Raw genomic sequence first — 21871 nt, forward strand, 5'->3', positions numbered from 1 at the left:
CGCGCTCATCCCTTCACCGCCCCGGCAAGGCCGTCGATAAAGTAGCGCTGCAGGAATAAAAACAGGATCACCACCGGCAGGATGGAGATGGTCGAGGCCGCCGTCATGCCGCCCCAGTCGATGAAGTTTTCGCCGCGAAAGGCATAGACGCCGACCGAAAGCGTGCGGATTGCCGGATTGGCCAGGGTGACCACCAGCGGCAGCAGGAAATCATTCCAGGCATAAAGCGTCTGCATGACGATGACGGTCACGACGATCGGCCGTGCCAGCGGCAGCATGACGAACCAGAAGGTCTTGACGAAGCTGACGCCATCCATCTTCGCCGCCTCCTCGAGCTCCTTCGGGATCTGGCTGAAATAGCCGGCAAAGAGCAGGACGAAGATGACGAAGGACCCGCCACAGGTGGCCAGCATCACGCCCCAGAGCGACTGGCCGATGCCAAGGCGCGTCAACAGGTCGAAGACCGGGATGATGGTGTAGCCCTGCGGCACGAAAATCGTGAAGGCGATCAGCGCGAAAACCAGCCTGCGCCCGGGAAAGCGCCTGCGGCCGAGCACATAGCCCATCATCGAGGACGAGATCGTGACAATGATGACCGAACCGACCGTGACGAAGACGGTATTGAAGAAATAGGCTCCGATATGGGCCTCTTTCCAGGCGCGCAGATAATTGGCGATGGTCGGCCTGGCCGGGATCAGCCCCTCATTGGCAAAGATCGCGGCATTGTCTTTCAGCGAGGCGGACACCATCCACAAAAGCGGATAGATCCAGAAGACGCATATGGCGGCGAGAATGACCGAGACAATCACCCGGCGCATGCGCGGCGAAAGCCCCGGCTGGCGGATTGTGAGCCTGGCATCATGCGGCATTGGCGCTCTCCCTGTTGCGCAGATGGCGCAGGGCGACGATCTGAAGAATGGTGAGCGACATGATCGCCAGGCCGAAGAAGACGCCGGCGGCGCTGGCATAGCCAAGCCGCGGCACGGCGCCGGCCGTGGCGAAGGCAAAGCGGAAGATATAGACCTCCATCACCTCGGATGCGAAATAGGGGCCGCCCTGGGTCATGGACTGGATCAGCGGGAAGACATTGAGGGCGCTGATCGCGGAAATCAGCGCAATGACGATGGCAAAGGGCATGATCATTGGCATGACGACATAAAGCGTCACCTGCCATCCCTTGACGCCGTCCAGCTTACAGGCCTCGTAAAGTTCGGCCGGAACCGTCTGCAGTGCCGCCAGCCAGTAGACCATGGTGACCCCGACCCATTTCCAGACATAGATCGCCGCCAGCGTCCACAAGACCAGGTTGGGATCGCCGAGAAAATCGAGCGGCCGCGCAAAGATCCTGAAATTGAGCAGCGCCATGTTGATCGGCCCGTTGAAGGGCGACAGCATGATCGTCATGACGATGCCGATCACCGCAACCGGGGTGACCACCGGCAGGAAGATCATCGTTCGAAACAGCGCCGAAAGCTTCAGAAGCCTGTTGTTCAGGATGATTGCGATGATCAGCGATATGACCATCTGCGCCGGTACGGTGCTGAGCGTGAACAGGAAGGAGCGCCCGAAGGCATTCCAGAAAAACCGGTCCTGCAGCAGCTCGGCATAATTGGCAAGACCGACGAACCTGGCATTGGCATCAAAGCCCGACCAGTTCAGCAGCGAGAAATATTCCGACGCAAAGATCGGATAGAGGATGAAGGCCCCGAATATCAACATGCCCGGGATCAGGAACAGATAATCCGTTCGGCTGTCCCATATCCATGCGCCAAGACGGCGCGGCAGGCTGGCGGCGGGCGCGGGTAAATCGGTCATTGAGTATTGTTCCTGAAAGCGGACCCGCCCCGACCGGCGGGTCCTTTTCTACCGAAAATGCCTCACAGCGCTTCATAATCCGACGCGACATAATCCTTCGTCGGATCCCAGTTCGCGAAGACGAGATCGTCGCGAGAGACATTTGCGCCATTGTCCTTCGCTGTCTTGAAAGCGGCATCGAGCGCCATATTGGTCGCCGATACCAGCTTGGTCAGCGCGCCCTTGACATCGCTCGACTGGCCGGTGAACAGGCCCTGAATAGTCTGCGGCGCATTGGGCACGGGCTCCTGATAGACCTTGGCGACCTCGGCCAGATCCGGATTGCGCGCAAAGGGGTTGGGCGAGATACGGATCGTCTTTTCAAACATCTGCAGCGTCGCCTTGGAGCGGTCCGACATGGTCGAATTCGCGACGGCTTGCGGGAAGACCGGCGGATCGGATGAACCGACCACATTGCCCCAGGCGGTCTGGCCTTCCTCGGTTCCCAGATAATGGAAGAGATCTGCCGCCACGGACGCGTTCTTCGATTTGGAATTGATGAACATTGTGTTTGAGGCGGATGCCAGCGAGCCGACAATGGTGAAGCCGCCCTGACCCGGAGTCGGTGCGATACCGAAATCGAAATCAGGATTTTCGCGTTCCCATTGCGGGATGTTCCACGGCCCCTGCAGGATCATGCCGGCAGCGCCCTGCGGCATCATTGCCCGAGCCTGCGGCGCGTTGAGGCTCATCACCCCCGGGAATATCGAGCCATCCGCCTTCAGCGCCAGGAGAAGCTCGATGGCGCCAACAATCTCATCGGCATCGAAAACAACCTCGCCGCTGCGGAAATCAATGCCATTGCCGATCGATGTATCCCCGCAGGCCAGCCCGTTGGTCTGGGCAAGCGTGCGCACCGTATCCCACCAGCGGTTGACCTGATTGCCGCCGATGATGAAGCCGAAGGCACGACCGGCATTCATGTCGGTCACCTTCTTGGCGGCATCACGGAAATCGTCCCATGTCAGCGGCTTGGCTTCTGGATCATAGCCGGCATCGGTCAGGAATTTCCGGTTGTAGAGCGTGAAGGCCGAGCTGACCCGGGCCGAGGTATAGGGCAGGCCATAGGTCTTGCCATTGAAGACATTGAGCCCTTCCAGGAACGCGCCCGGCGGGAAGCCCTGCTTGAAGCTGTCAATATCGGGAATGAGATCGTCATAGGCCTGAACCCAGCCTTCGGTCACCGCATAGGCCGGCGGCATGTTGAGCGGCAGGCAGAACACATCCTGCGCGGTGCTGTTGCGGATGCCGAGCGGCAGAACCTGGTTGATCTCATTCCATGGCAGGCCGTCATAAACGACCTCAATCCCGCGCGCCTTGGCATATTCGGGGAAGAATGCCTTGTAGAAGGTCGCTTTCTGATCGCCGCTGTCGAGCCAGCGGAACGGCCCGTCAGCCGTGATCGGGCCGATGGGTGCGGGGATGTCGAACTGCTGGGCGAAAGCGCGGCCCGCACCGCTCAGCGCAAATGCACCCAATGCTGCCGTTCCTGCAAGAAATTGCCGACGTTTCAGTGATGAAATCGGACTTTGCGTCATAGTCTCCTCCCTTGGCGCAAATTGACCGGTTTCCCGGCCAGTTCAGAACCGACCCCGCTGGTTCCCTGCGGCTGAGGATCCTTGATGACGCGTCCTGCGAGGATGCGTCTCGGCGGGCCCGGCCGCATGCCGCTGTCTGCAGGCCTCCTCCGGCAGATAGCGACCGAAATCAGATCAGGTATCGATTTCGAATTGATGGATATCAATTGAAGTTATCAAAAACAAATGCCATTCTTCACCCGAGCGATAATGGAATTCTATTACTATGCTGGATCGCATGAGCTTGCTTTTCCGCTTTCGCGCGATTGCCGAAGCGGGCAGTGTTCGCAAGGCCTCCGAGGTTCTGAACGTCACGCAGCCGGCGCTGTCGCGCTCTCTGGCGCAGCTTGAGGACCATTATGGCGGCAAGCTGCTCGAACGCCATGCCCGCGGTGTCCGGCCCACGCCTTTCGGCGCCAGGCTCCTGACCACGATCGCCAGGCTTTCGCGTGACTGGGAGCTGGCCGAAGCTGAGCTGGCCGGCAATGATCCGGGTGCGGAAGGCCGGCTGCGGATCCATGCCGGGCCGCTCTGGTCCTCCGTGGTCCTGCCATCGGTCATTGCAAAGCTGCACAAGCGCTTTCCCAATCTGACGGTGGAAATGGCGCCAAGCACCGCCAGCGCCACGCAGGAGCTGATCGACGGCAATATCGATGTCACATTTGGCGGGCTCTACCAGGCCGAACGGGAAAATCCCACCCTCGAATTCCATGCCTTTTCCAAGATCTGCGACCGGTTGGTTGCGCGGGCCGATCACCCGATCCAACGGCTCGGCACCAACGACTACGAGGCTGTGCACGACTATCCCTGGATCATCTATTCAGCCGATCCGATCTATGAGGCGGAAACCCTGCATGCGGTGATGGAGCGCACTGGCAGACTGCCGCAGATCCGGGTGCGCTCCAGCTCCCTTCTGGCGATCTTCCGGCTGCTTCAGGACGGTGATTATCTCTGTATCCTTCCGGATGCTGCAGCGCTCAGCATTCCTGGCCGGCCCATCCTGACGGTTCCGATCGAGATCGGCCGGCGCAATTCAGCGACAGGTGCCGTCTATCGCAAGGCGATCAGCCACTATCCGCCCCTGCAAGGGCTGATGCAGCTCTGCGGCGAATATTTCGAGGCGATGGGCGAATAGTGTATCGGGCGGTCAGGCGCCGGCAATGCGCGGCATCCGGGTCGGTTCGGATGCCATGATCCCCTGGATCATCGCCTGCAGCATCCGGGCTTTCAGATCCTCAGCGCCCGGCGCATTCCAGAGATTGTTGATTTCGCCGGGATCATCCTCAAGATCGAACAATTCACCAAAATCACCTTCGCGATAGACGGTGATCTTGTATCGCTTGCCGACATAGGTTTCGACATGCGGCATGACCGGATTATGGCGGTTCTCGCAGAGAATGAAATCGCGGGCCGCCGGGCCGCCCTGCCAGTTCTGCCATTGCGAAACCCCCTGCATTTCACCGGGAATGGCAATGCCGGCGGCCTCAAGGAAGCTGGGTGCAAGATCGACAAGGCTCTGCAGATCCTCTGAGACCATGCCGGCGGCGACCCGGCCGGGCATGCGCACGATCATCGGAATGCGCAGCATGTCTTCATAGTGAAAGGGGCCCTTGGCGACCAGGCCATGCTGGCCGAGGAAATGGCCGTGATCCGTGGTGAAGACGATGAGCGTGTTTTCAGAAAGGCCGAGCGTGTCCAGCCTGTCGAGGATGCGGCCGATCTCGGCATCGAGAAAACTCATCATGCCGAAATAGGTCGCCTTGTCCTTCTGCAGCTCTTCAACCGGGTAGAGATGGCTCTCGCAGCCATGGGCCTGATAGGGATCGTGCCAGTCTGAAAAATCAGGCTCCGGCTGCTGCGTCTTGCGAAAATGCGGCGGGTTCTTCTCATGCTCGCCCGGCGTCACCCGATCGACCTCCATATCCTCCGGCCGGTACATCGACGCCCAGGGCTCGCTGACCGTGTAGGGGGGATGCGGATCGTGGAAGCTGGCCCACAGGAAAAAGGGTTTTTCGGCCGCGGCCCGGCTCTCGAGATAGGCGATGCTGCGCTCACCCGTCCATCTCGTGTAATGCATCTCGGCCGGGAGCGCCCAGGACCGGTCCTGCCGGGTATAGCCGCCCTTCGCCCCGAGGCGCGGCGCCTTTGCGGCGGTCTCACCCGGCAATGGCTGAAAATAGTCGCGCCAGTCGGTCAGTCCCTTCTCTTCCATCCAGATCGCATAATGCTGGCCTGCATGGCTTTCATCGGCATGGTTGCGGGCAAGCTCGACATGTTCAAAGCCATACCAGGTGCGATTGAAACCGCGCCAGAAATCAAGATCGCGCAACACCGGCTGGCATTCGAGCGATCCGGAGCCGTCTCGTGTGGCAAGCGGCTGGAAATGCGCCTTGCCGATCAGCGCGGTCGCATAGCCGGCGGCGATCAGGTGAGCGCCGACGGTCGGCACGTCTTCGGGCAGTTTCACACCAATGGTCCAGGCACCGTGATGGGAGGGATATTGTCCGGTGATGATGCTGGCCCGCGATGGCGTGCAGACTGGCGCCGGACAATAGGCCCGCTCGAACCGCAGCCCCTCCCGGCAGAGCCGGTCGAGATTGGGGGTCTTAAGCTTCGGGTCCTTCACGCCAAGCGCGTTGAAATGCTGCTGATCGGTTGTGATCAGCACAATATTCGGCCGTGTCATAAACGCCTCCCATCCAGACGCCCCAACATAGCGAAAAGATCGCGGATGAGATTTCGAAAGGCATTGCTGCTCTATGCAACAATTTTATCACTCGATCGGCCCGCCCATGGGCTGCCAGGCCGGATAGGGCGGCATCAGCCTGCTTCTGGCATTGTTTGACCGGTACCAGCATCATATCCGGGAAGACTGATCAAATTCGATTATACCGGCGTGCACTTGTTTTTCTGTCGGCGGGCCCGACGAACTGCTATGACCATGCGACGATGACATGCGAGAAGGACCGGGGAGGGGCCATGGAAGACGGCAAGTCGAAAGCCTGTTGCGGCGCAAGCCGTGCCGGTCCAGCGCCGGCTGGCGATCCCTATCTCGCCGCCGCTCGCGACGTGCCGCACGCCAGCCCCGACACCCGCAGCGCGCTGCGGGCCGGATTGATTGACATTCCCGGCGGGATCTTCGAGATGGGCACACGGAAGTCGCGTTTTCCCGACGATCTCGATGCGCCGCGCCGCAAGGTCAAGCTTTCTTCTTTCCTGATGTCGCCGCTGACCGTCACCAATGCCGACTATGCCCGTTTCATCGCCGAGACCGGCTATGAAACCGTTGCCGAAGTGGAAGGCTGGAGCTACGTCTTTCACCTGCTCCTGGCCGACCGGAACCGGTATCCGGTTCATCCGCCCGGACTGTCGTGGTGGCGGCGCGTCGAGGGAGCGTCTTGGTGTCAGCCCGAAGGACCGGGTACGGACTGGCGGGACCGTCATGATCATCCGGCCGTTCATCTGAGCTGGTATGACTGCCTGGCCTATGTCACCTGGGCCGGCCTTCGCCTGCCGCGGGAGGCGGAGTGGGAACGCGCGGCGCGCGGCGGGCTGAAAAACCGGAAATTCCCCTGGGGCAACACGCTGGTGCCCGAAGGCGGCTTTGCGATGAACACCTGGCAGGGCGAATTCCCGATCACCAACACCGCGGAAGATGGCTATGTCGGAACGGCACCCGCCAGCGCCTACGCCCCAAACGCCTACGGCCTGTACAATATGACCGGCAATGTCTGGGAATGGGTTCATGACAGCTATGGCCCACGCAGCGCGCCGGGCCTGATGCCGGAGATCGACCCGACAGGGCCGGAAGATGGTCATCAGAAGATCCAGCGCGGCGGCTCATTCCTCTGCCATGAAAGCTATTGCGACCGGTATCAGGTTCATTCACGCAATCGCAATGATGCTGACAGTTCAACATCCAATTGCGGATTTCGCGTTGCCGCCGATCCCGAAGGCTGAACCCGACGCGATGTTTCGACAAGCGTTGTCGGCCCTGCAATAATCCTGACAGTTTCATGCAATGTCCCAGTCTGGCGAGAACATCTGTCTTCTGCTGGCTTTGCGGCCTGAAACCGCTGGCTGCGCCGGTTCGGCCGCGCCGCATCACCCTGAAACCGCAGGCATTTCACGCCACGATCTGAAAGTTTGCCGTCGACAGGATGGTGTTTTTTTGACAGTTAGGAACGATGATCACGCTCAAGACAAAATATGCCTTGAAGGCCCTGATGGTGCTGGCCGATGAGAAGGCCGGGAAGGGCGATGCCTTGCGCATCGAGGAAATCGCCGAGCGTGCGGAAACGCCGAAGCGGTTTCTCGAGCATATCCTGCTCGATCTCAAGCGCGCCGGTTTTCTCGGCAGTCGAAGGGGCCGCCATGGCGGCTATGAGCTGATCAAGGAGCCAAAGACGGTCTCGCTGGCCGCCATTCTCCGTCTGATCGACGGGCCGCTGGCGCCGTTGCCCTGCCTGTCGCGCAACGCCTATCAGCGCTGCGAGGACTGCAATGATGAAGAGACCTGTCGCGTGCGCGCCGTTTTTGGCGGCTTTTATGCCGCCTATATCTTGATGATCGAGTCCCTTACGCTTGCCGATCTGCAGGCCGATGCCCAGGCCCTGGAGCGATTTTCGCCCGATAAATCATTGATGAATTAGGAATTTTATTCTCGAAACGGAATTTTGAATTTTCCGCTTGTTAAACACGACTAACTCTGTCGTAATAATCGTATTAATTCCTGAACGCCGGCCCTGCAGCGAAGAGGGGATGCAGCTCTGCTGCTGCGGGCTGAACGTCGATGACTGAACTCTTATGCCACTTCAACGGAATTTAGGGGAAATGTCGATGTACCGGACTGTCATTGTCGATACGCATATTCTTGTTCTCAACCTGCCCTGCGAAAATGCGCCGCCAGCGCCGGCGCCGCACCGGAGCGACAGGGCAGAACTGCCGGCGCGGAAGACGGGCGCTCTGCCCGAAAGGAAGCAGCGCTGGAAACGGATGCTGCCGGCCGCGGCGGCATTTTTCGGCGCCGTTCTGGCCCTTGTCCCCGTTGCCAGAGCGGGGGACGAAATTCTGAATGTCTCTTACGACCCGACGCGCGAATTCTATCGTCAGTATGACGAACTCTTCAGCGCGTGGTGGCAAGGTCAGGGCCATGAGGCGGTGACCATTCGCCAGTCCCATGGCGGCTCCGGCGGGCAGGCACGGGCGGTGATCGATGGATTGGATGCAACGGTCGTCACGCTTGCCCTTTCAGCCGATATTTCCGCAATCGCCGAAAAGAGCGGCAAGATCCCTGAAGACTGGCAGTCCCGCCTGCCGCATAATTCCGCGCCCTATACCTCGACCATCGTGTTTCTGGTGCGGGCCGGCAATCCCAAGAACATCCACGACTGGCCGGATCTCATTCGCAGCGATGTTCAGGTGATCACGCCGAACCCGAAGACTTCGGGCGGCGCACGCTGGAATTTCATGGCCGCATGGGCCTTTGCGCTGCGGCAGAATGACGGTGACGAGGGCAAGGCCCGCGCCTATATGCAAAAGCTTTTCGCCAATGTTCCCGTGCTCGATACCGGTGCGCGCGGCGCCACCAATACCTTCGCCCAGCGCGGCATTGGCGATGTGCTGATCGCCTGGGAAAACGAGGCCTTCCTGGCGAAGGCGGAGCAGGGGGGCGACGCCTTCGAGATTGTGGTTCCCTCCCTTTCGATCCTGGCCGAGCCGCCGGTCGCGCTGGTTGATGGCAACATCCATTCGCAAAGCCAGCATGAGGCAGCAGAGGCCTATCTGCAGCATCTCTACAGTCCCGAGGCGCAGGCGCTGGCGCTCAAGAACTACTACCGCGCCTGGGATGTGTCTGCGGCGGCTGCAGAAGACGTGGCCCGGTTCCCCGATGTCGAACGCGTATCCATTGATGATTTCGGCGGCTGGGACGCAGTGCAGCCGGTCTTTTTCGCCGATGGTGGTGTATTCGACCAGATCTATGGGGGCTAGTGATGCGCTCGATCCCGTTTCGAACGCCATCGCCGCTGCCCGGCTTCACGCTCAGCCTCGCCATCACGCTGAGCTTTCTGTCCGTCATCGTGCTCCTGCCGCTCTCGGCCCTTCTGGGACGCGGCGTGATGATCGGTCCTGCCGATCTCTGGTCGATGATCAACACAAAGCGGGTCTGGTCGGCGCTGACCCTGTCCTTTCGCGCCGCGCTGATCGCCTCGCTCTTCAATCTGGTTTTCGGCCTCGCTCTGGCCTGGGTTCTGGTTCGCTACCGGTTCTGGGGGCGGCGCCTGATTGATGCCGCGGTCGATCTGCCATTTGCCCTGCCGACGGCCGTCGCCGGCATTGCCCTGACAAGTCTTTATGCCCCGACCGGCGTGTTCGGGGCGGTGGCTGGCCGGCTCGGCATCCGCATCGCCTATACCGAAGTCGGGATCTGGATTGCACTCGTCTTTGTCGGGCTGCCTTTTGTTGTCAGAAGCGTGCAGCCGATGATCGAGGAGATCGACAGGGAATGGGAAGAGGCGAGCGCAACACTCGGTGCCAGCCGGGCCTATACGCTGCGGCGCGTGGTCTTGCCGGTGTTGATGCCGGCACTTCTGACGGGCTTTTCCCTCGCTATGGCGCGCTCTGTCGGCGAATATGGATCGGTCATCTTCATCGCCGGCAACCTGCCCAACCGGACGGAGATCGCGCCGCTCCTGATCGTCATCCGGCTGGAAGAGTTCAACTATGATGCGGCGACCGCAATCGGCATTGCCATGCTGATCATCGCCTTCGCCATTCTCCTGTCGCTCAATGCGCTGCAGGTGTGGAACAGACGGAGGATCGGCAATGGCTGATATCAACGCCGCTGTCGGGTCGGGACCGGTGACGGGCGAGAGAGCTGCCACCCGCATCATGCTGATCTGCATCGTGGTGCTGTTTGTCATCATCATGCTCCTCGCACCGCTTGCCGTGATCTTTGCCTCGGCCCTGTCCCAGGGCCTGGCTGTTGCCGTCGCCGCCATCATGACACCGGATGCGCTGAGCGCGATCCGGCTGACGCTGACGATTGCCGCCATCGCCATACCCCTGAACATCGTCTTCGGCCTCGCGGCAGCCTGGTCCATCGCCAAGTTCGACTTTCGCGGAAAATCCATGCTGATCACGCTGATTGATCTGCCTTTCTCGGTTTCTCCGGTCGTGGCGGGGCTGGCGCTCATTCTGGTCTATGGCAGCCACGGCCTGTTCGGCGCCTGGCTTCATGATCATGACATCGCGATCGTCTTTGCCTTTCCCGGCATCCTTCTGGCCTCCCTTTTCGTCACCTTCCCCTTCATTGCCCGCGAGCTTATTCCGGTCATGCAGGAGCAGGGGACGTCGGAAGAGGAGGCGGCCCTGACACTTGGTGCGTCCGGCTGGCGCGTCCTGCGCACGGTGACGCTGCCGAATATCCGCTGGGCACTGCTCTACGGCGTGCTGCTTTCCAACGCCCGCGCCATGGGTGAATTTGGTGCAGTCGCGGTGATTTCGGGAAAGATTCGCGGCGAGACGGCAACCATGCCGATCATGATCGAGATGCTCTACAATGAGTATCTCACCGCCGCCGCCTTTTCGCTTTCGGCGCTTCTGGCGCTTCTGGCGCTCGTCACCCTGGCGCTGAAATCCATGCTTGAACATCGTTATGCCGGCGAGCTGGCCGCAACGCGCCGGCCCTGAGGAGGTTTTCATGAATATCGAGATTGATGAGCTTGCCAAGGAATTCGCCACGACCCGGGCGCTTCATCCGGTGTCGCTTTCAATCCCCTCCGGTGCGCTTGTGGCGCTGCTCGGGCCATCCGGCTCCGGCAAGACAACCCTGCTCAGAATTCTTGGCGGTCTGGAGGTCCAGACCTCGGGGCGGGTGCTGTTTGACGGAGAGGATGCGACGGGACTGAGCGTGCAGATGCGCCGGGCTGGCTTCGTGTTTCAGCACTATGCCCTGTTCCGGCACATGACCGTCTTTGAAAACATCGCCTATGGTCTGAGGGCAAGGAAGCGCCGGGAAAGACCGGGCGAGGCCGAAATTGCGCGCCGGGTGAACCGGTTGCTGGCATTGATCCAGCTGCCGGATATCGGCGCGCGTTATCCGATACAGCTTTCGGGCGGACAGCGCCAGCGGGTGGCCCTTGCCCGGGCGCTCGCCATCGAACCGCGCATGCTGTTGCTGGATGAACCCTTCGGTGCGCTTGATGCCAAGGTGCGCAAGGAACTGCGCCGGGGCCTTCGCGATATTCATGACGCAACCGGGCTGACGACCATTTTCGTCACCCATGATCAGGAAGAGGCCATGGAACTCGCCGATCTCCTGGTGGTCATGTCGATGGGGCGGATCGAGCAGATCGGCCGCCCGGCCGATATCCGTGCAAGACCCGCCTCGGAGTTCGTGCGTGCCTTTACCACCGCATGACGCCGGCAGGGGTCATGGGACGCCGCAACAGGCGCAGGTCCTGCCGATTGCCTGAGGCCGATCTGGAAGCGACTGACAAGCGCACCGGGCGCGTGCGGATTTGACGCAACAGCGCCCGGCGGCGGCGAATGGGCGGGCATTGCGGCTGCGGAGCGGCTGGCCGGAGGAACGAAGAGAGGCATTTTCGCCGAGATGCTTCACTCAGATGGGTTCGCTTGCACCATCCTTCTTGTTCTGTCTGATACGCACGCCCCGCGCTTCGCTTTCGCCGCACACGGCAAGCAAGGCGACGCGATCTTTCACCCTGATTTCATTATATCGCTGCTCGATGCAGCCCATATCTCTGAGCCTGCGGAGCGCCCGCTGCAAGGTCGGTTCCGACAGGGCAACCAGTTCCGCCAGCTTGGACTGCGAGATATTGACGGTCCCGCCCGGATCAGGAGCCTGTTCGAGCTGCAGCAACAGCCGCAGTGCGACACGCCCCTCGGAAGAGCCCATCGCGAGATTGGACAGCAGCAAGAAGGTGGTCGCAAAATTCTGATAGGTCAGCCGGTAGAATTCCTGGATCAGATCGGGATATGTCTTCAGAAGCCTTCGCAGCTCCGACGCGCGCAAATGCAGCATCGAGACGTCGCCTGCCGCATAGACTGAAACCAGCCGCCGTGCATTTGTCATAAGCGCAAGGTCCCCGATCCAAAATCCGGCCTCAGCACGATGAAAGGTGAAATCCAGCCCGTCCGCACGTGGGATAGACACGTCGATCCCCCCTTCAACAAGGCCATAAACACCATCCGGCAAATCTCCGACCTGATAGATCGCCTCGCCGGCGGAATAGCGGCGCAGCCGTGCTATGGAGCTGATCAGCATCCGCGCCGGCTCCGTGCATTCAGAATACCATCCCTGACGCGAGACAATATCCAGCGCTGCCCTAACAGATGCAGGTAAAACGTCTGCGGCCGAAGTTTTCATTCAGATCCCCTCAAATGATGAGTTCGGCAATCGCTTTCATTGCTACCATGTAAATGGATGATTGCTAAGAGCGATATCGGCTGAATTTGTACGCATGAATTGAATTACTCAATACGGCCCCTCAATACCGATCGCTGGCGGCATGAAAACGTTGATATTACGCGTATCACTACGTTAGCAGGGAAATCAGAAACTGCAGAAGGTAACCGCCGGCTGAAGGAACAGTTGCACGTCGCGGCGCACCAATCTGGCGATGACCACGAAGGGGAAAGGTGGCCGTCGGACTTCAGCGCCCAGGAATGAAGAGAGCTTTCCGACGGCACATGATCTCGATCCGCCTCAGCCTTTACAACGGAAATATGACAAAAGTAGCGATTAATTTAAAATCCGTTAACGCTATCATGAATGACAATATTCACAACTTGTTGTACGCTAAAACCAAAATACAAATTCCATAATACATAATATTAAATCGACACGATGCATGAATATGCAAACGTGATTGGCGATCAATTCGGCATGGATTTTTTCAGCGTGCCGATCCCAACAGAATTTATTTCGTTTGCGACAAAAGCTTCAACAGAGAAATAGCGAAGGAGGGAAACAATGCTATTTACTCGAGCCCCCAGGCTGGCGCACCGGCTCGAAAATCGGAATCGATTTTCGAAAAGAACGATGCACAGATTCAATAAGACAGAGCGTCCTGCTGCGCCCAAAAGGACGCACTGCGCTCTGGCTCTGATCGGCGTCACGGCGGCAAGCCTGGCACTCCCGGCACTGGCACAGGAGGATGCCAGGAAGGACGCGACCGATGTCACCAAGGCGGCAAATTCCGCGCTGCTGACTGAGCTTCCATTCGATGACACATCCGATTTCGATGCCGCCCATAAGGGCTTCATCGCTCCGCTTCCCACCGCAATGATCACCGGTGAGAGCGGCAATCCGATCTGGAACCCTGATCAGTACGGCTTCATCAAGGAAGGGGATGCAGCACCCGACACCGTCAATCCGAGCCTTTGGCGACAGTCTCAGCTCATCAATATATCGGGCCTCTTCGAGGTCACGGATGGCCTCTACCAGATCCGTAACCTTGATCTCTCCAACATGACAATCGTTGAAGGGGATGAAGGCATCACCGTCATCGATCCGCTCGTTTCGGCCGAAACGGCGAAGGTCGGCATGGATCTCTACTACAAGAACCGGGGCCAGAAACCGGTCAAGGCCGTTATCTATACCCATAGCCATGTTGATCACTATGGCGGTGTGCGCGGCGTGATCAGTGAAGATGATGTGACCTCAGGCAAGACCAAAATCTACGCGCCGGATGGCTTCCTCGAAGCCGCGGTTGCCGAAAATGTCATGGCAGGCACCGCCATGAGCCGTCGCGCCAGCTATATGTACGGCAACCTCCTCAAGTCCGATCCCAAAGGTCAGGTGGGGGCTGGGCTTGGGACCACGACGTCGGCCGGTACCGTGACGCTGATTGCTCCGACAGACATCATCACCAAGACCGGACAGAAGGAAGTGATCGACGGGTTGACATATGACTTCCTCATGGCACCCGGCTCCGAGGCCCCTTCGGAAATGATGTGGTTCATCGAAGAGATGAAGGCGATGGAATCGGCCGAAGATGCGACCCATACCCTGCACAACACCTATTCTCTGCGCGGGGCAAAGATCCGCGAGCCATTGCCCTGGTCCAAATATCTCAATGAAGCCCTTGTGTTGTGGGGAGACAAGGTCGAAGTCCTGTTCGCCCAGCACCACTGGCCGACATGGGGCAATGAGAATGTGACAGCCCTGCTGAAGAGCCAGCGCGATCTGTATCGCTACATCAACGATGAAACGCTTCGCATGGTCAATCAGGGCATGACAATGCGGGAGATCGCCGAGGCTTTCAAACTGCCGGACAGCCTCGCCAATGTCTGGGCCAACCGCGGCTATTACGGCTCGGTCTATCATGATGTGGCGGCAACCTATGTGCTTTATCTCGGCTGGTTCGATGGCAATCCCGCCACGCTGCACGCATTGCCGCCGGTCGCGGCAAGCAAGAACTACGTTGACTATATGGGAGGCGCCGATGCCGTCATCGAGAAGGCCAAGGCCTCCTATGACAAGGGCGAATATCGTTGGGTCGCTCAGGTACTCTATCATGTCGTGTTCGCCGATCCTGAAAATCAGGATGCTCGCAATCTGGAAGCCGATGCATTGGAACAGCTTGGCTATCAGGCAGAATCCGGTCCCTGGCGCAATTTCTATCTGACGGGCGCCCAGGAACTCCGCGATGGCGTTCAGAAGCTTCCGACACCGGACACGGCCAGCCCCGATACTGTCCGTGCCATGTCACTGGATCTGCTTTTCGATTATCTGGGCGTCCGCCTGAACAGCGAAAAGGTCGGCGATGCCCATGTGGTCATCAATTTCGACTTCGACCAGGGCCAGAAGTACCTCGTTGAACTGGAAAATGGCGTCCTTAATCACACCGAGGATGCCGCCGCCGACAATCCAGATGTGACCGTCACGCTGTCACGCGAGACGCTCAACAACATCCTGCTCCAGACCGTGACGGTCGATGGTGCGGTTGAAAAAGGCGATATCAAGATCGATGGGGATCAGGCCAAGTTGAAAGACGTCGTATCCTCGCTCGACAGCTTCAACTTCTGGTTCAATATCGTCACCCCCTGACAAGACATCTGTGTGCCGTGCTCCGTGCGGCACACGCTCTCCGGCGCTCCGGCACAACCGCCCTGCCCTGCGCATCAGAAAATCTCGCCCAGATGCTCATGCATCCATTTGACCTCCTCCGTTGCGCTGCGCCGGAAATGGCGCTTGAAGTCGCGGCTGAACTGTGCGGCGCTGACATATCCGACCGCGGCGGCAATCGCGGAAATGGGCGCATGCCCCCGCGCGATCATGAGCCGGGCTTCGTGGAGCCTCGTGGCCTTGATGTACTGGATTGGTGTGCTGCCTGTCAGCGCTTTGAAATGGGCGTGGTAGGAAGGAACACTCATGCCGGCCTCGACTGCCAGCCCGCTCACCGACACTGGTTTGCTATAATCATCGCGGATTCGCGCGAGGCTCTTTATGATCTTGCCTGCGGCACCATTTTGCAGCAGCGCTGCCGAAAGCGCGCGTCCCTGCGGGCCGACAAGAATGCGGTAATGCAATTCGCGCACCAGTCCATCTCCAAGAATGGATAGTTCTTCCGGCGAGCAGAGCGCCCGCAAGATACGCAGCAGCACCTCTGCGATCGCCGGCTCCATAGGGCTCGAAACAAGGCTTTTCGCCTGTATCGGGCGCGCGCTGCGATGCACATCGAGTTCCGCCGCGATTTCGGCGGCAAGGCGCAGATCGAAATCCAGATAGATCGCCAGCAGCGGCACCTGCGGACTGGCATTGGATGTCATGCGAAACGGAACAGGAACCGAGACCGCAAGATAATGCTGCGGATCATAGCGATAGACCGTCTTTTCCAGAAGCCCCTGCTTGGATCCCTGCAGAACGAAAACCGCACCAGGCCGATAGAGCACCGGCACGTCTTCCAGAACCGCTTCCGATCGCAGCAACCGCAAACAAGGCAGGCCGGTGGCATTGTAGCCCGGCTGGGGGGCGAGATGTCCGGCCAGTTCCAGCAACGAAGCCGACACTACACGCTCCATCATAGGATTAGGCAACAAATTCATATAATCCAACCTATCTGCGGCATTTCATGCATACTATCTGTCAATCCAGACAAGCAAGCAAGTCAGGATTGAACCATGAAAAGCAAAATCTTCTTCATCACCGGCGCCAATTCGGGGTTCGGCTTTGCCACCGCGCAAGCCGCCGTGGAAGCCGGGCACACGGTTATCGGCACTGTTCGCTCGGAAGCGTCCAGGGCCTCACTTCAGACGCGTCTTCCGCAGGTCAGGACCGTTCTGTGCGACGTTACCGCGTTCGACCGGATCCCCGAGATTGTCGCCAAGGCCGAGGCAGAATTCGGCATGGTCGACATATTGTTCAACAATGCAGGATACGGCCATGAAGGTGTGCTTGAGGAATCGCCGCTTGATGAGATGGGCAAGCAATTCGACGTCAACCTGTTCGGCGCGGTTGCCATTGCCAAAGCTTTCCTGCCGCGCTTTCGTGAACGCCGCCGCGGTTTTATCATCAATGTGACATCCATGGGCGGCATGATCACAATGCCCGGAATTGCCTATTATTGCGGCAGCAAATTCGCGCTTCAGGGGATTTCCGAAGTTATGAGGGCAGAAATGGCGCCGTTCGGTGTCCATGTCACAGCATTGTGCCCCGGCTCTTTCCGGACGGATTGGGCAGGCCGCTCCATGATCCGCACAGAGCGCTCAATCGCGGATTATGACGCGCTCTTCGACCCGATCCGCACAGCGCGTCAGGACAAGAGTGGCAAACAGCTTGGCGATCCGCAAAAACTGGCCGCCGCCGTGATGACGCTCGTAGAGGCAGAAAATCCGCCGCCACAGCTTTTGCTCGGCAGCGATGCACTCAAACTGGTTACGGATCGGATCGAACGGCTGCGACAGGAAATAGCAGAATGGGAAGATTTGACCGTGTCGACGGACGGCTGAAACGGGCCGACCGGCAGTGCCCTCCCCGCACCGCCCTGGGCGCGTTCGTCGCAGAACCGGAAGACACCGATCTTCCGCTTCTGCCGGCGGTTTCAGAAACAGCGACCGCGTTACGGTGCGCTCCGCCCTTGATGAAACGGTAGAAGTCACCCGCGATTTCAACCGCAAGAGGCAATATCCGGGTTCACCGTTACGGGTGGCGAAAGGCTGGTCGGCATTGATCTCGCGCTTGCGCGGGCGAAAACGCCGCCAACGCCGAACAGGACGGGATTGTCATAGCCAATCTCGGCCATGCCCTCTGGCAGGCGGGCAAGCGTACCGTGCCAGCGTCTCTCATCGCGCCGGCTAATATTGGATGCGATCAGCACCGGCGTATGCGGTGAAAGTCCCTCCGCCATCAGCCGCGTGCCGATCTGATCGGCCGTTCGCCCGCCCATATAGAACATCGTCGTCGTTGTCGGATCGGCCAGTGCCCGCCAGTCGACGTTATCGGGCAGCACACCTTTCTTCGAATGGCCGGTGACAAAGCGGACCGACTGGGCACAATCGCGATGGGTCAGCGATGTCGTGGTGCCGGCAGCAAGCGCACTGGCTGCGGTGATGCCGGGAATGACGGACACCTTAATGCCGGCATCCTCAAGAGACGCGATCTCTTCGCCGGAGCGGCCGAACACCGAAGGGTCACCTGATTTCAGCCGGACGACACGCTTGCCGTCGCGGGCGAAATTCAGCATCATCCGGTTTATGTCTTCCTGACGGCAGCTTGCCCGGCCGCCACGCTTGCCAACCAGCATGCGCTTGGCCTCGCGACGGGCGAGTTCGAGAATTTCGGCGGAGATCAGGTCATCAAAGAGGATGATGTCGGCGGCCTGCAGCGCCCGAACAGCTTTCAGTGTCAGCAGTTCGGGATCCCCTGGCCCCGCACCGACCAGCGTCACGCTGCCCTGTCCGGTGGCATTGGCGAGCCGTCGTGCCTGACCGACAAGGTTGCGCTCGTCATCACCGTCTGGCCCCTGCGGGGCTGAGAATGTCCTGTCGACGAAATGCTCCCAGAAGGCACGGCGCTCGTTGCCGGGCGATAGGACGTCGCCAACGGTGCGCCTGATCCGCATGGCAAGTTCTGCCCATTGCGAAAGCGCCTTCGGCAGCAGCGTCTCGATCCTGCGCCGGATTGCCTGTCCGAGGATCGGAGCGGCGCCATCGGTCGATATGCCGACAACGACCGGCGAACGGTTGACGATAGAGCCGAACTGGAAGCTGCAATAGTCTGGACGGTCAATCACATTCACCGGCACGCCTGCAGCGCTGGCGCGGGCTGCGAAGGCCGCCGCCTCGCCATCGCTTTCGGTTTCAAGAAGCGCCAGAGTGAGCGATGTCCAGTCAGCATCACGCCAGCCATCCTCAAAGACGCTCAGACGCTCATGCCCGGCAATTGCCGCAAAGGCCTGCGACAGCGCTTTGCCGCCGGTCAACAGATGCACCTCTGCGCCGGCAGCCAGAAGAAGCTCCGCCTTCCAGGCCGCAGCATCCCCGCATCCGGCGACAACGACCTGCCTGCCTTCGAGTTTGAAGAAAACCGGCAGCACTGAAAGGTGATCCATGCGTGCTGTCTTGCTGGCACTCTGCTTGATTTCCTTGAGCATTTTCTAGCCCTCTCTCGAAACCTCTATTCTGCCGCAAGCGGCAGAACGGATAGGGCGATGGACAGACGGCCATCTTCGACCCGGACAGGGTAGGTATTCACGCCGCCCTCATCGGCACCAAGCGCTGAGCCGCTTTCGAGCGAAATCACGAAGTTATGCAGCGGACACGTCACGGCCTTGCCATGGACAATGCCGTCAGAAAGCGGGCCGCCCTTGTGCGGGCACTGATCATCGATTGCAAACACCTGATCGTCGGCAGTGCGGAACACCGCGATCTTGCCATAGGCCGTCCGCACACAGCGTGCGCCGCGGCGGGGAATGTCATCGATTGTGCCGATAGGAATGAAATCACTGGACATGTCGCTCTCCTCACTCGGCAGCCTGGCTGAGGCCGACAACGGCCATCGGGTTGAATTCATGCTTGTCCTTGCCGGAAACACGTTCCGACCAGGGATCGACCTGTGCGTATTTCTGGCTTTCGACGAAACGGTCGAAGTAGGTTTTCCGCTTCTCGGGATCGTTCATGATCTGAGCGCGGACCTCGTCATAGCCGACCCGCTTGGCCCATTTGTAGATCCGCTCCAGATAGCGGCCCTGCTCGCGGTACATCTGGGTTAGGGCGACGATGTGCTCCAGCGCCTCGTCTTCCGTTTTCACCATGCCCAGCACTTCAGTGCCCTTGATATCGAGACCGGCCGCACCGGCAAAATGGATCTCGAAGCCGGAATCGACACAGATGACGCCAACATCCTTGCAGGTGGCCTCAGCGCAGTTGCGCGGGCAGCCCGAGACCGCAAGTTTTACCTTTGCCGGCGTCCACGACCCCCACATGAACTTTTCCAGCCTTATGCCGAGCCCCGTGGAATCCTGCGTGCCGAAACGGCACCAGTCGCTGCCAACACAGGTCTTCACTGTTCTCAACCCCTTGGCATAGGCCTGACCGGAAACAAAGCCCGCCTTGCCAAGATCGGCCCAGACGGCGGGAAGATCCTCCTTCTTGATGCCGAGCATATCGATGCGCTGGCCACCCGTGCATTTGACTGTCGGTATGTTGAACTTGTCGACCACATCGGCGATGGCGCGCAGTTCTGTCGACGAGGTGACACCGCCCCACATGCGCGGAACCACAGAATAGGTACCGTCCTTCTGGATGTTGGCGTGCACGCGCTCGTTGATGAAGCGCGACTGATAGTCATCCGCATATTCGTGAGGCCAGTCACAGACGAGATAATAATTCAGCGCCGGACGACATTTCGCGCATCCGCAGGATGTCTTCCATTCCAGTTCCTGCATGACGGCGGGAATGGTCTTCAATCCCTTGGCCCGGATGAGGCGACGAACGTCGTCATGGCCGAGTTCGCTACACCCGCAGACCGGCTGGACGGCAGCGGGGTTATAGGCATCGCCAAGCGTTATCGCCATGAGCTGCTCTACGAGCCCCGTGCAGCTTCCACAGGACGCCGAGGCCTTGGTATGGGCGCGGACGTCATCGAGCGAAGCCAGCCCCTTGTCCTTGATCGTGGAGACGATCTTGCTCTTGCAGACACCGTTGCAGCCGCAGATCTCCGCGTCATCCGGCAAGGCTGCAACGGCCGCCTTTGGATCGGCAGTGCCACCACCCTGATAGGACTGACCGTAGATCAGTGTCTCTCGCAAGGCACTGACATCCGTGCCGCGCTTCAGCATGTCGAAATACCAGGCGCCATCCTCGGTCTCGCCGTAAAGAACGGCGCCGATGACCCGGTTGTCCTTGAGGATGACGCGCTTGTAGACACCGCGCGTGGCATCACGCAACACGATCTCTTCGCGATCCGGCCCATCGGCAAAGTCTCCTGCCGAGAAAAGCTTGATGCCCGTGACCTTGAGTTTCGTATTGACTTCGGAGCCGTGATATTCGGCAGAGCCTCCCGACAGCCGATCGGCGAGAACGCGCGCGCTTTCGTAGAGCGGGGCCACCAGGCCATAACAGATGCCGCGGTGTTCGGCGCATTCGCCGAGAGCAAAAATGGAAGGATCGCTCGTGGCCATGCCGTCATCGACAACAATACCGCGATTGACGGCGATGCCGGCATTCTTCGCTATGGCAGAAGACGGGCGGATGCCGACCGCCATGACAACCATCTGCGCTGGAATGACCCGGCCGTCCTCAAGTTCAACGCCCTCAACATCTGCCTCACCGAGGATGCGTTTGGTGTTTGCCTTGGTGATGATGTCGATACCGCGCTCACGCAGAGCCTTTTCAAGGAGATAGGCGGCGGGCGGATCGAGCTGGCGCTCCATGATGGTATCCATCAGATGAATGACGGTGACCTTCATGCCGCGTTGCTTCAGGCCATAGGCAGCCTCCAGACCAAGCAGACCTCCGCCGATGACGACGGCATCGCCGCCGTTTCCGGCAATCTCCAGCATCCCGGTAACATCATCCAGATCGCGATAGGCAAGGACACCGGGCAGGTCGTGGCCTGGCACGGGAATGATAAACGGCGCCGAACCGGTCGCAATGACAAGCTTGTCATAGGCGACTTTCTGGCCGTTTTCGGCAATCACGGTCTTGGCCGTGCGATCAATGCTCTCGATTCGGATGCCCTTGTGCAGCACAATGCCATGATAGGCATACCAATCATCATCGTGAATGATGATGTCTTCATAGGTCTTCTCGCCTGACAGCACGGGCGAGAGCATGATCCGGTCATAGTTGACGCGCGGCTCTGCATTGAAGATCGTGAGGTCATAGCGGCCGGGCGCCCGCTCAAGCAGCTCTTCCAGCATTCGCCCGGGAGCCATGCCATTTCCGATGATGACGAGTTTCTCAGCCATGAT

The 21871-nt window shown here is 59.5% G+C and carries 17 protein-coding genes and 1 pseudogene; 9 read left to right on the forward strand and 9 right to left on the reverse strand.

Annotation, left to right across the window (positions count from 1 at the left end):
- Positions 1-5: 5 nt before the first annotated feature.
- The 3 genes from HCK86_RS11920 to HCK86_RS11930 form a co-directional block, all read right to left on the reverse strand.
- Complete coding sequence (locus HCK86_RS11920) at positions 6-869, reverse strand: carbohydrate ABC transporter permease (protein ID WP_176084693.1); 864 nt, start codon at positions 867-869, stop codon at positions 6-8.
- Entirely contained in the window at positions 859-1815 is a 957-nt protein-coding gene (locus tag HCK86_RS11925; RefSeq protein ID WP_176084694.1) for a sugar ABC transporter permease, read from the reverse strand. Before HCK86_RS11925 ends, HCK86_RS11920 begins: the two co-directional genes overlap by 11 nt.
- Positions 1816-1877: 62 nt before the next feature.
- Positions 1878-3332: an extracellular solute-binding protein gene (locus tag HCK86_RS11930; RefSeq protein WP_246739564.1), complete on the reverse strand. Its 1455-nt coding sequence runs from the start codon at positions 3330-3332 to the stop codon at positions 1878-1880.
- Positions 3333-3669: 337 nt separating this feature from the next.
- Here HCK86_RS11930 and HCK86_RS11935 point away from each other — a divergent pair, with 337 nt between their 5' ends.
- Positions 3670-4566, forward strand: coding sequence for a LysR family transcriptional regulator (locus HCK86_RS11935; RefSeq protein ID WP_176084696.1), 897 nt, complete (start codon positions 3670-3672; stop codon positions 4564-4566).
- Positions 4567-4578: 12 nt separating this feature from the next.
- Here HCK86_RS11935 and HCK86_RS11940 read toward each other — a convergent pair whose 3' ends face one another.
- Entirely contained in the window at positions 4579-6117 is a 1539-nt protein-coding gene (locus tag HCK86_RS11940) for a sulfatase-like hydrolase/transferase (protein WP_176084697.1), read from the reverse strand.
- Between the two features lie 293 nt (positions 6118-6410).
- Between HCK86_RS11940 and HCK86_RS11945 the strand changes: the two genes are divergently transcribed.
- From HCK86_RS11945 to HCK86_RS11970, 6 genes and pseudogenes are all read left to right on the forward strand, one after another.
- Positions 6411-7391, forward strand: a complete 981-nt coding sequence (locus HCK86_RS11945) for a formylglycine-generating enzyme family protein (protein ID WP_176084698.1) — start codon at positions 6411-6413, stop codon at positions 7389-7391.
- Between the two features lie 227 nt (positions 7392-7618).
- Positions 7619-8083 (forward strand): Rrf2 family transcriptional regulator, encoded by a 465-nt coding sequence (locus HCK86_RS11950; protein ID WP_176084699.1) that lies wholly within the window; start codon positions 7619-7621, stop codon positions 8081-8083.
- A gap of 343 nt (positions 8084-8426) precedes the next feature.
- Entirely contained in the window at positions 8427-9422 is a 996-nt protein-coding gene (locus HCK86_RS11955) for a sulfate ABC transporter substrate-binding protein (RefSeq protein WP_176084836.1), read from the forward strand.
- A 2-nt stretch (positions 9423-9424) separates the two neighbouring features.
- Complete coding sequence (gene cysT, locus HCK86_RS11960; RefSeq protein ID WP_176084700.1) at positions 9425-10264, forward strand: sulfate ABC transporter permease subunit CysT; 840 nt, start codon at positions 9425-9427, stop codon at positions 10262-10264.
- Entirely contained in the window at positions 10257-11123 is an 867-nt protein-coding gene (gene cysW, locus HCK86_RS11965) for a sulfate ABC transporter permease subunit CysW (RefSeq protein ID WP_176084701.1), read from the forward strand. Before cysT ends, cysW begins: the two co-directional genes overlap by 8 nt.
- Positions 11089-11832, forward strand: a pseudogene (locus HCK86_RS11970) (ATP-binding cassette domain-containing protein); the annotation flags it as partial. The gene cysW and the pseudogene HCK86_RS11970, both read left to right, overlap by 35 nt.
- A 222-nt stretch (positions 11833-12054) precedes the next feature.
- On the opposite strand, the gene HCK86_RS11975 reads toward HCK86_RS11970, so the two are convergent.
- A complete protein-coding gene (locus tag HCK86_RS11975) occupies positions 12055-12720 on the reverse strand; it encodes a Crp/Fnr family transcriptional regulator (protein ID WP_176084703.1) in 666 nt (221 codons plus the stop codon).
- Positions 12721-13497: 777 nt separating this feature from the next.
- Here HCK86_RS11975 and HCK86_RS11980 point away from each other — a divergent pair.
- Positions 13498-15507, forward strand: a complete 2010-nt coding sequence (locus HCK86_RS11980) for an alkyl sulfatase dimerization domain-containing protein (RefSeq protein WP_176084704.1) — start codon at positions 13498-13500, stop codon at positions 15505-15507.
- A 74-nt stretch (positions 15508-15581) separates the two neighbouring features.
- On the opposite strand, the gene HCK86_RS11985 is transcribed toward HCK86_RS11980, so the two are convergent.
- Positions 15582-16505 carry an AraC family transcriptional regulator gene (locus HCK86_RS11985; RefSeq protein ID WP_176084705.1) on the reverse strand — a complete coding sequence of 308 codons (924 nt, stop codon included), beginning with the start codon at positions 16503-16505 and terminating at the stop codon, positions 15582-15584.
- 75 nt (positions 16506-16580) lie between these two features.
- Between HCK86_RS11985 and HCK86_RS11990 the strand changes: the two genes are divergently transcribed.
- Positions 16581-17408, forward strand: coding sequence for an oxidoreductase (locus tag HCK86_RS11990; protein ID WP_176084706.1), 828 nt, complete (start codon positions 16581-16583; stop codon positions 17406-17408).
- 158 nt (positions 17409-17566) lie between these two features.
- Here HCK86_RS11990 and cysG read toward each other — a convergent pair whose 3' ends face one another.
- From cysG to nirB, 3 genes are read right to left on the reverse strand one after another with little or no spacing between them, the layout of a single operon-like run.
- Complete coding sequence (gene cysG, locus HCK86_RS11995; RefSeq protein WP_246739565.1) at positions 17567-19051, reverse strand: siroheme synthase CysG; 1485 nt, start codon at positions 19049-19051, stop codon at positions 17567-17569.
- 23 nt (positions 19052-19074) lie between these two features.
- Positions 19075-19410, reverse strand: a complete 336-nt coding sequence (nirD, locus tag HCK86_RS12000) for a nitrite reductase small subunit NirD (RefSeq protein ID WP_176084707.1) — start codon at positions 19408-19410, stop codon at positions 19075-19077.
- A 10-nt stretch (positions 19411-19420) separates the two neighbouring features.
- Positions 19421-21868 carry a nitrite reductase large subunit NirB gene (gene nirB / locus HCK86_RS12005; protein ID WP_176084708.1) on the reverse strand — a complete coding sequence of 816 codons (2448 nt, stop codon included), beginning with the start codon at positions 21866-21868 and terminating at the stop codon, positions 19421-19423.
- Positions 21869-21871: the final 3 nt, after the last annotated feature.

Source organism: Martelella sp. HB161492, assembly GCF_013184775.1.
In the GTDB taxonomy this organism is placed as follows: domain Bacteria; phylum Pseudomonadota; class Alphaproteobacteria; order Rhizobiales; family Rhizobiaceae; genus Martelella.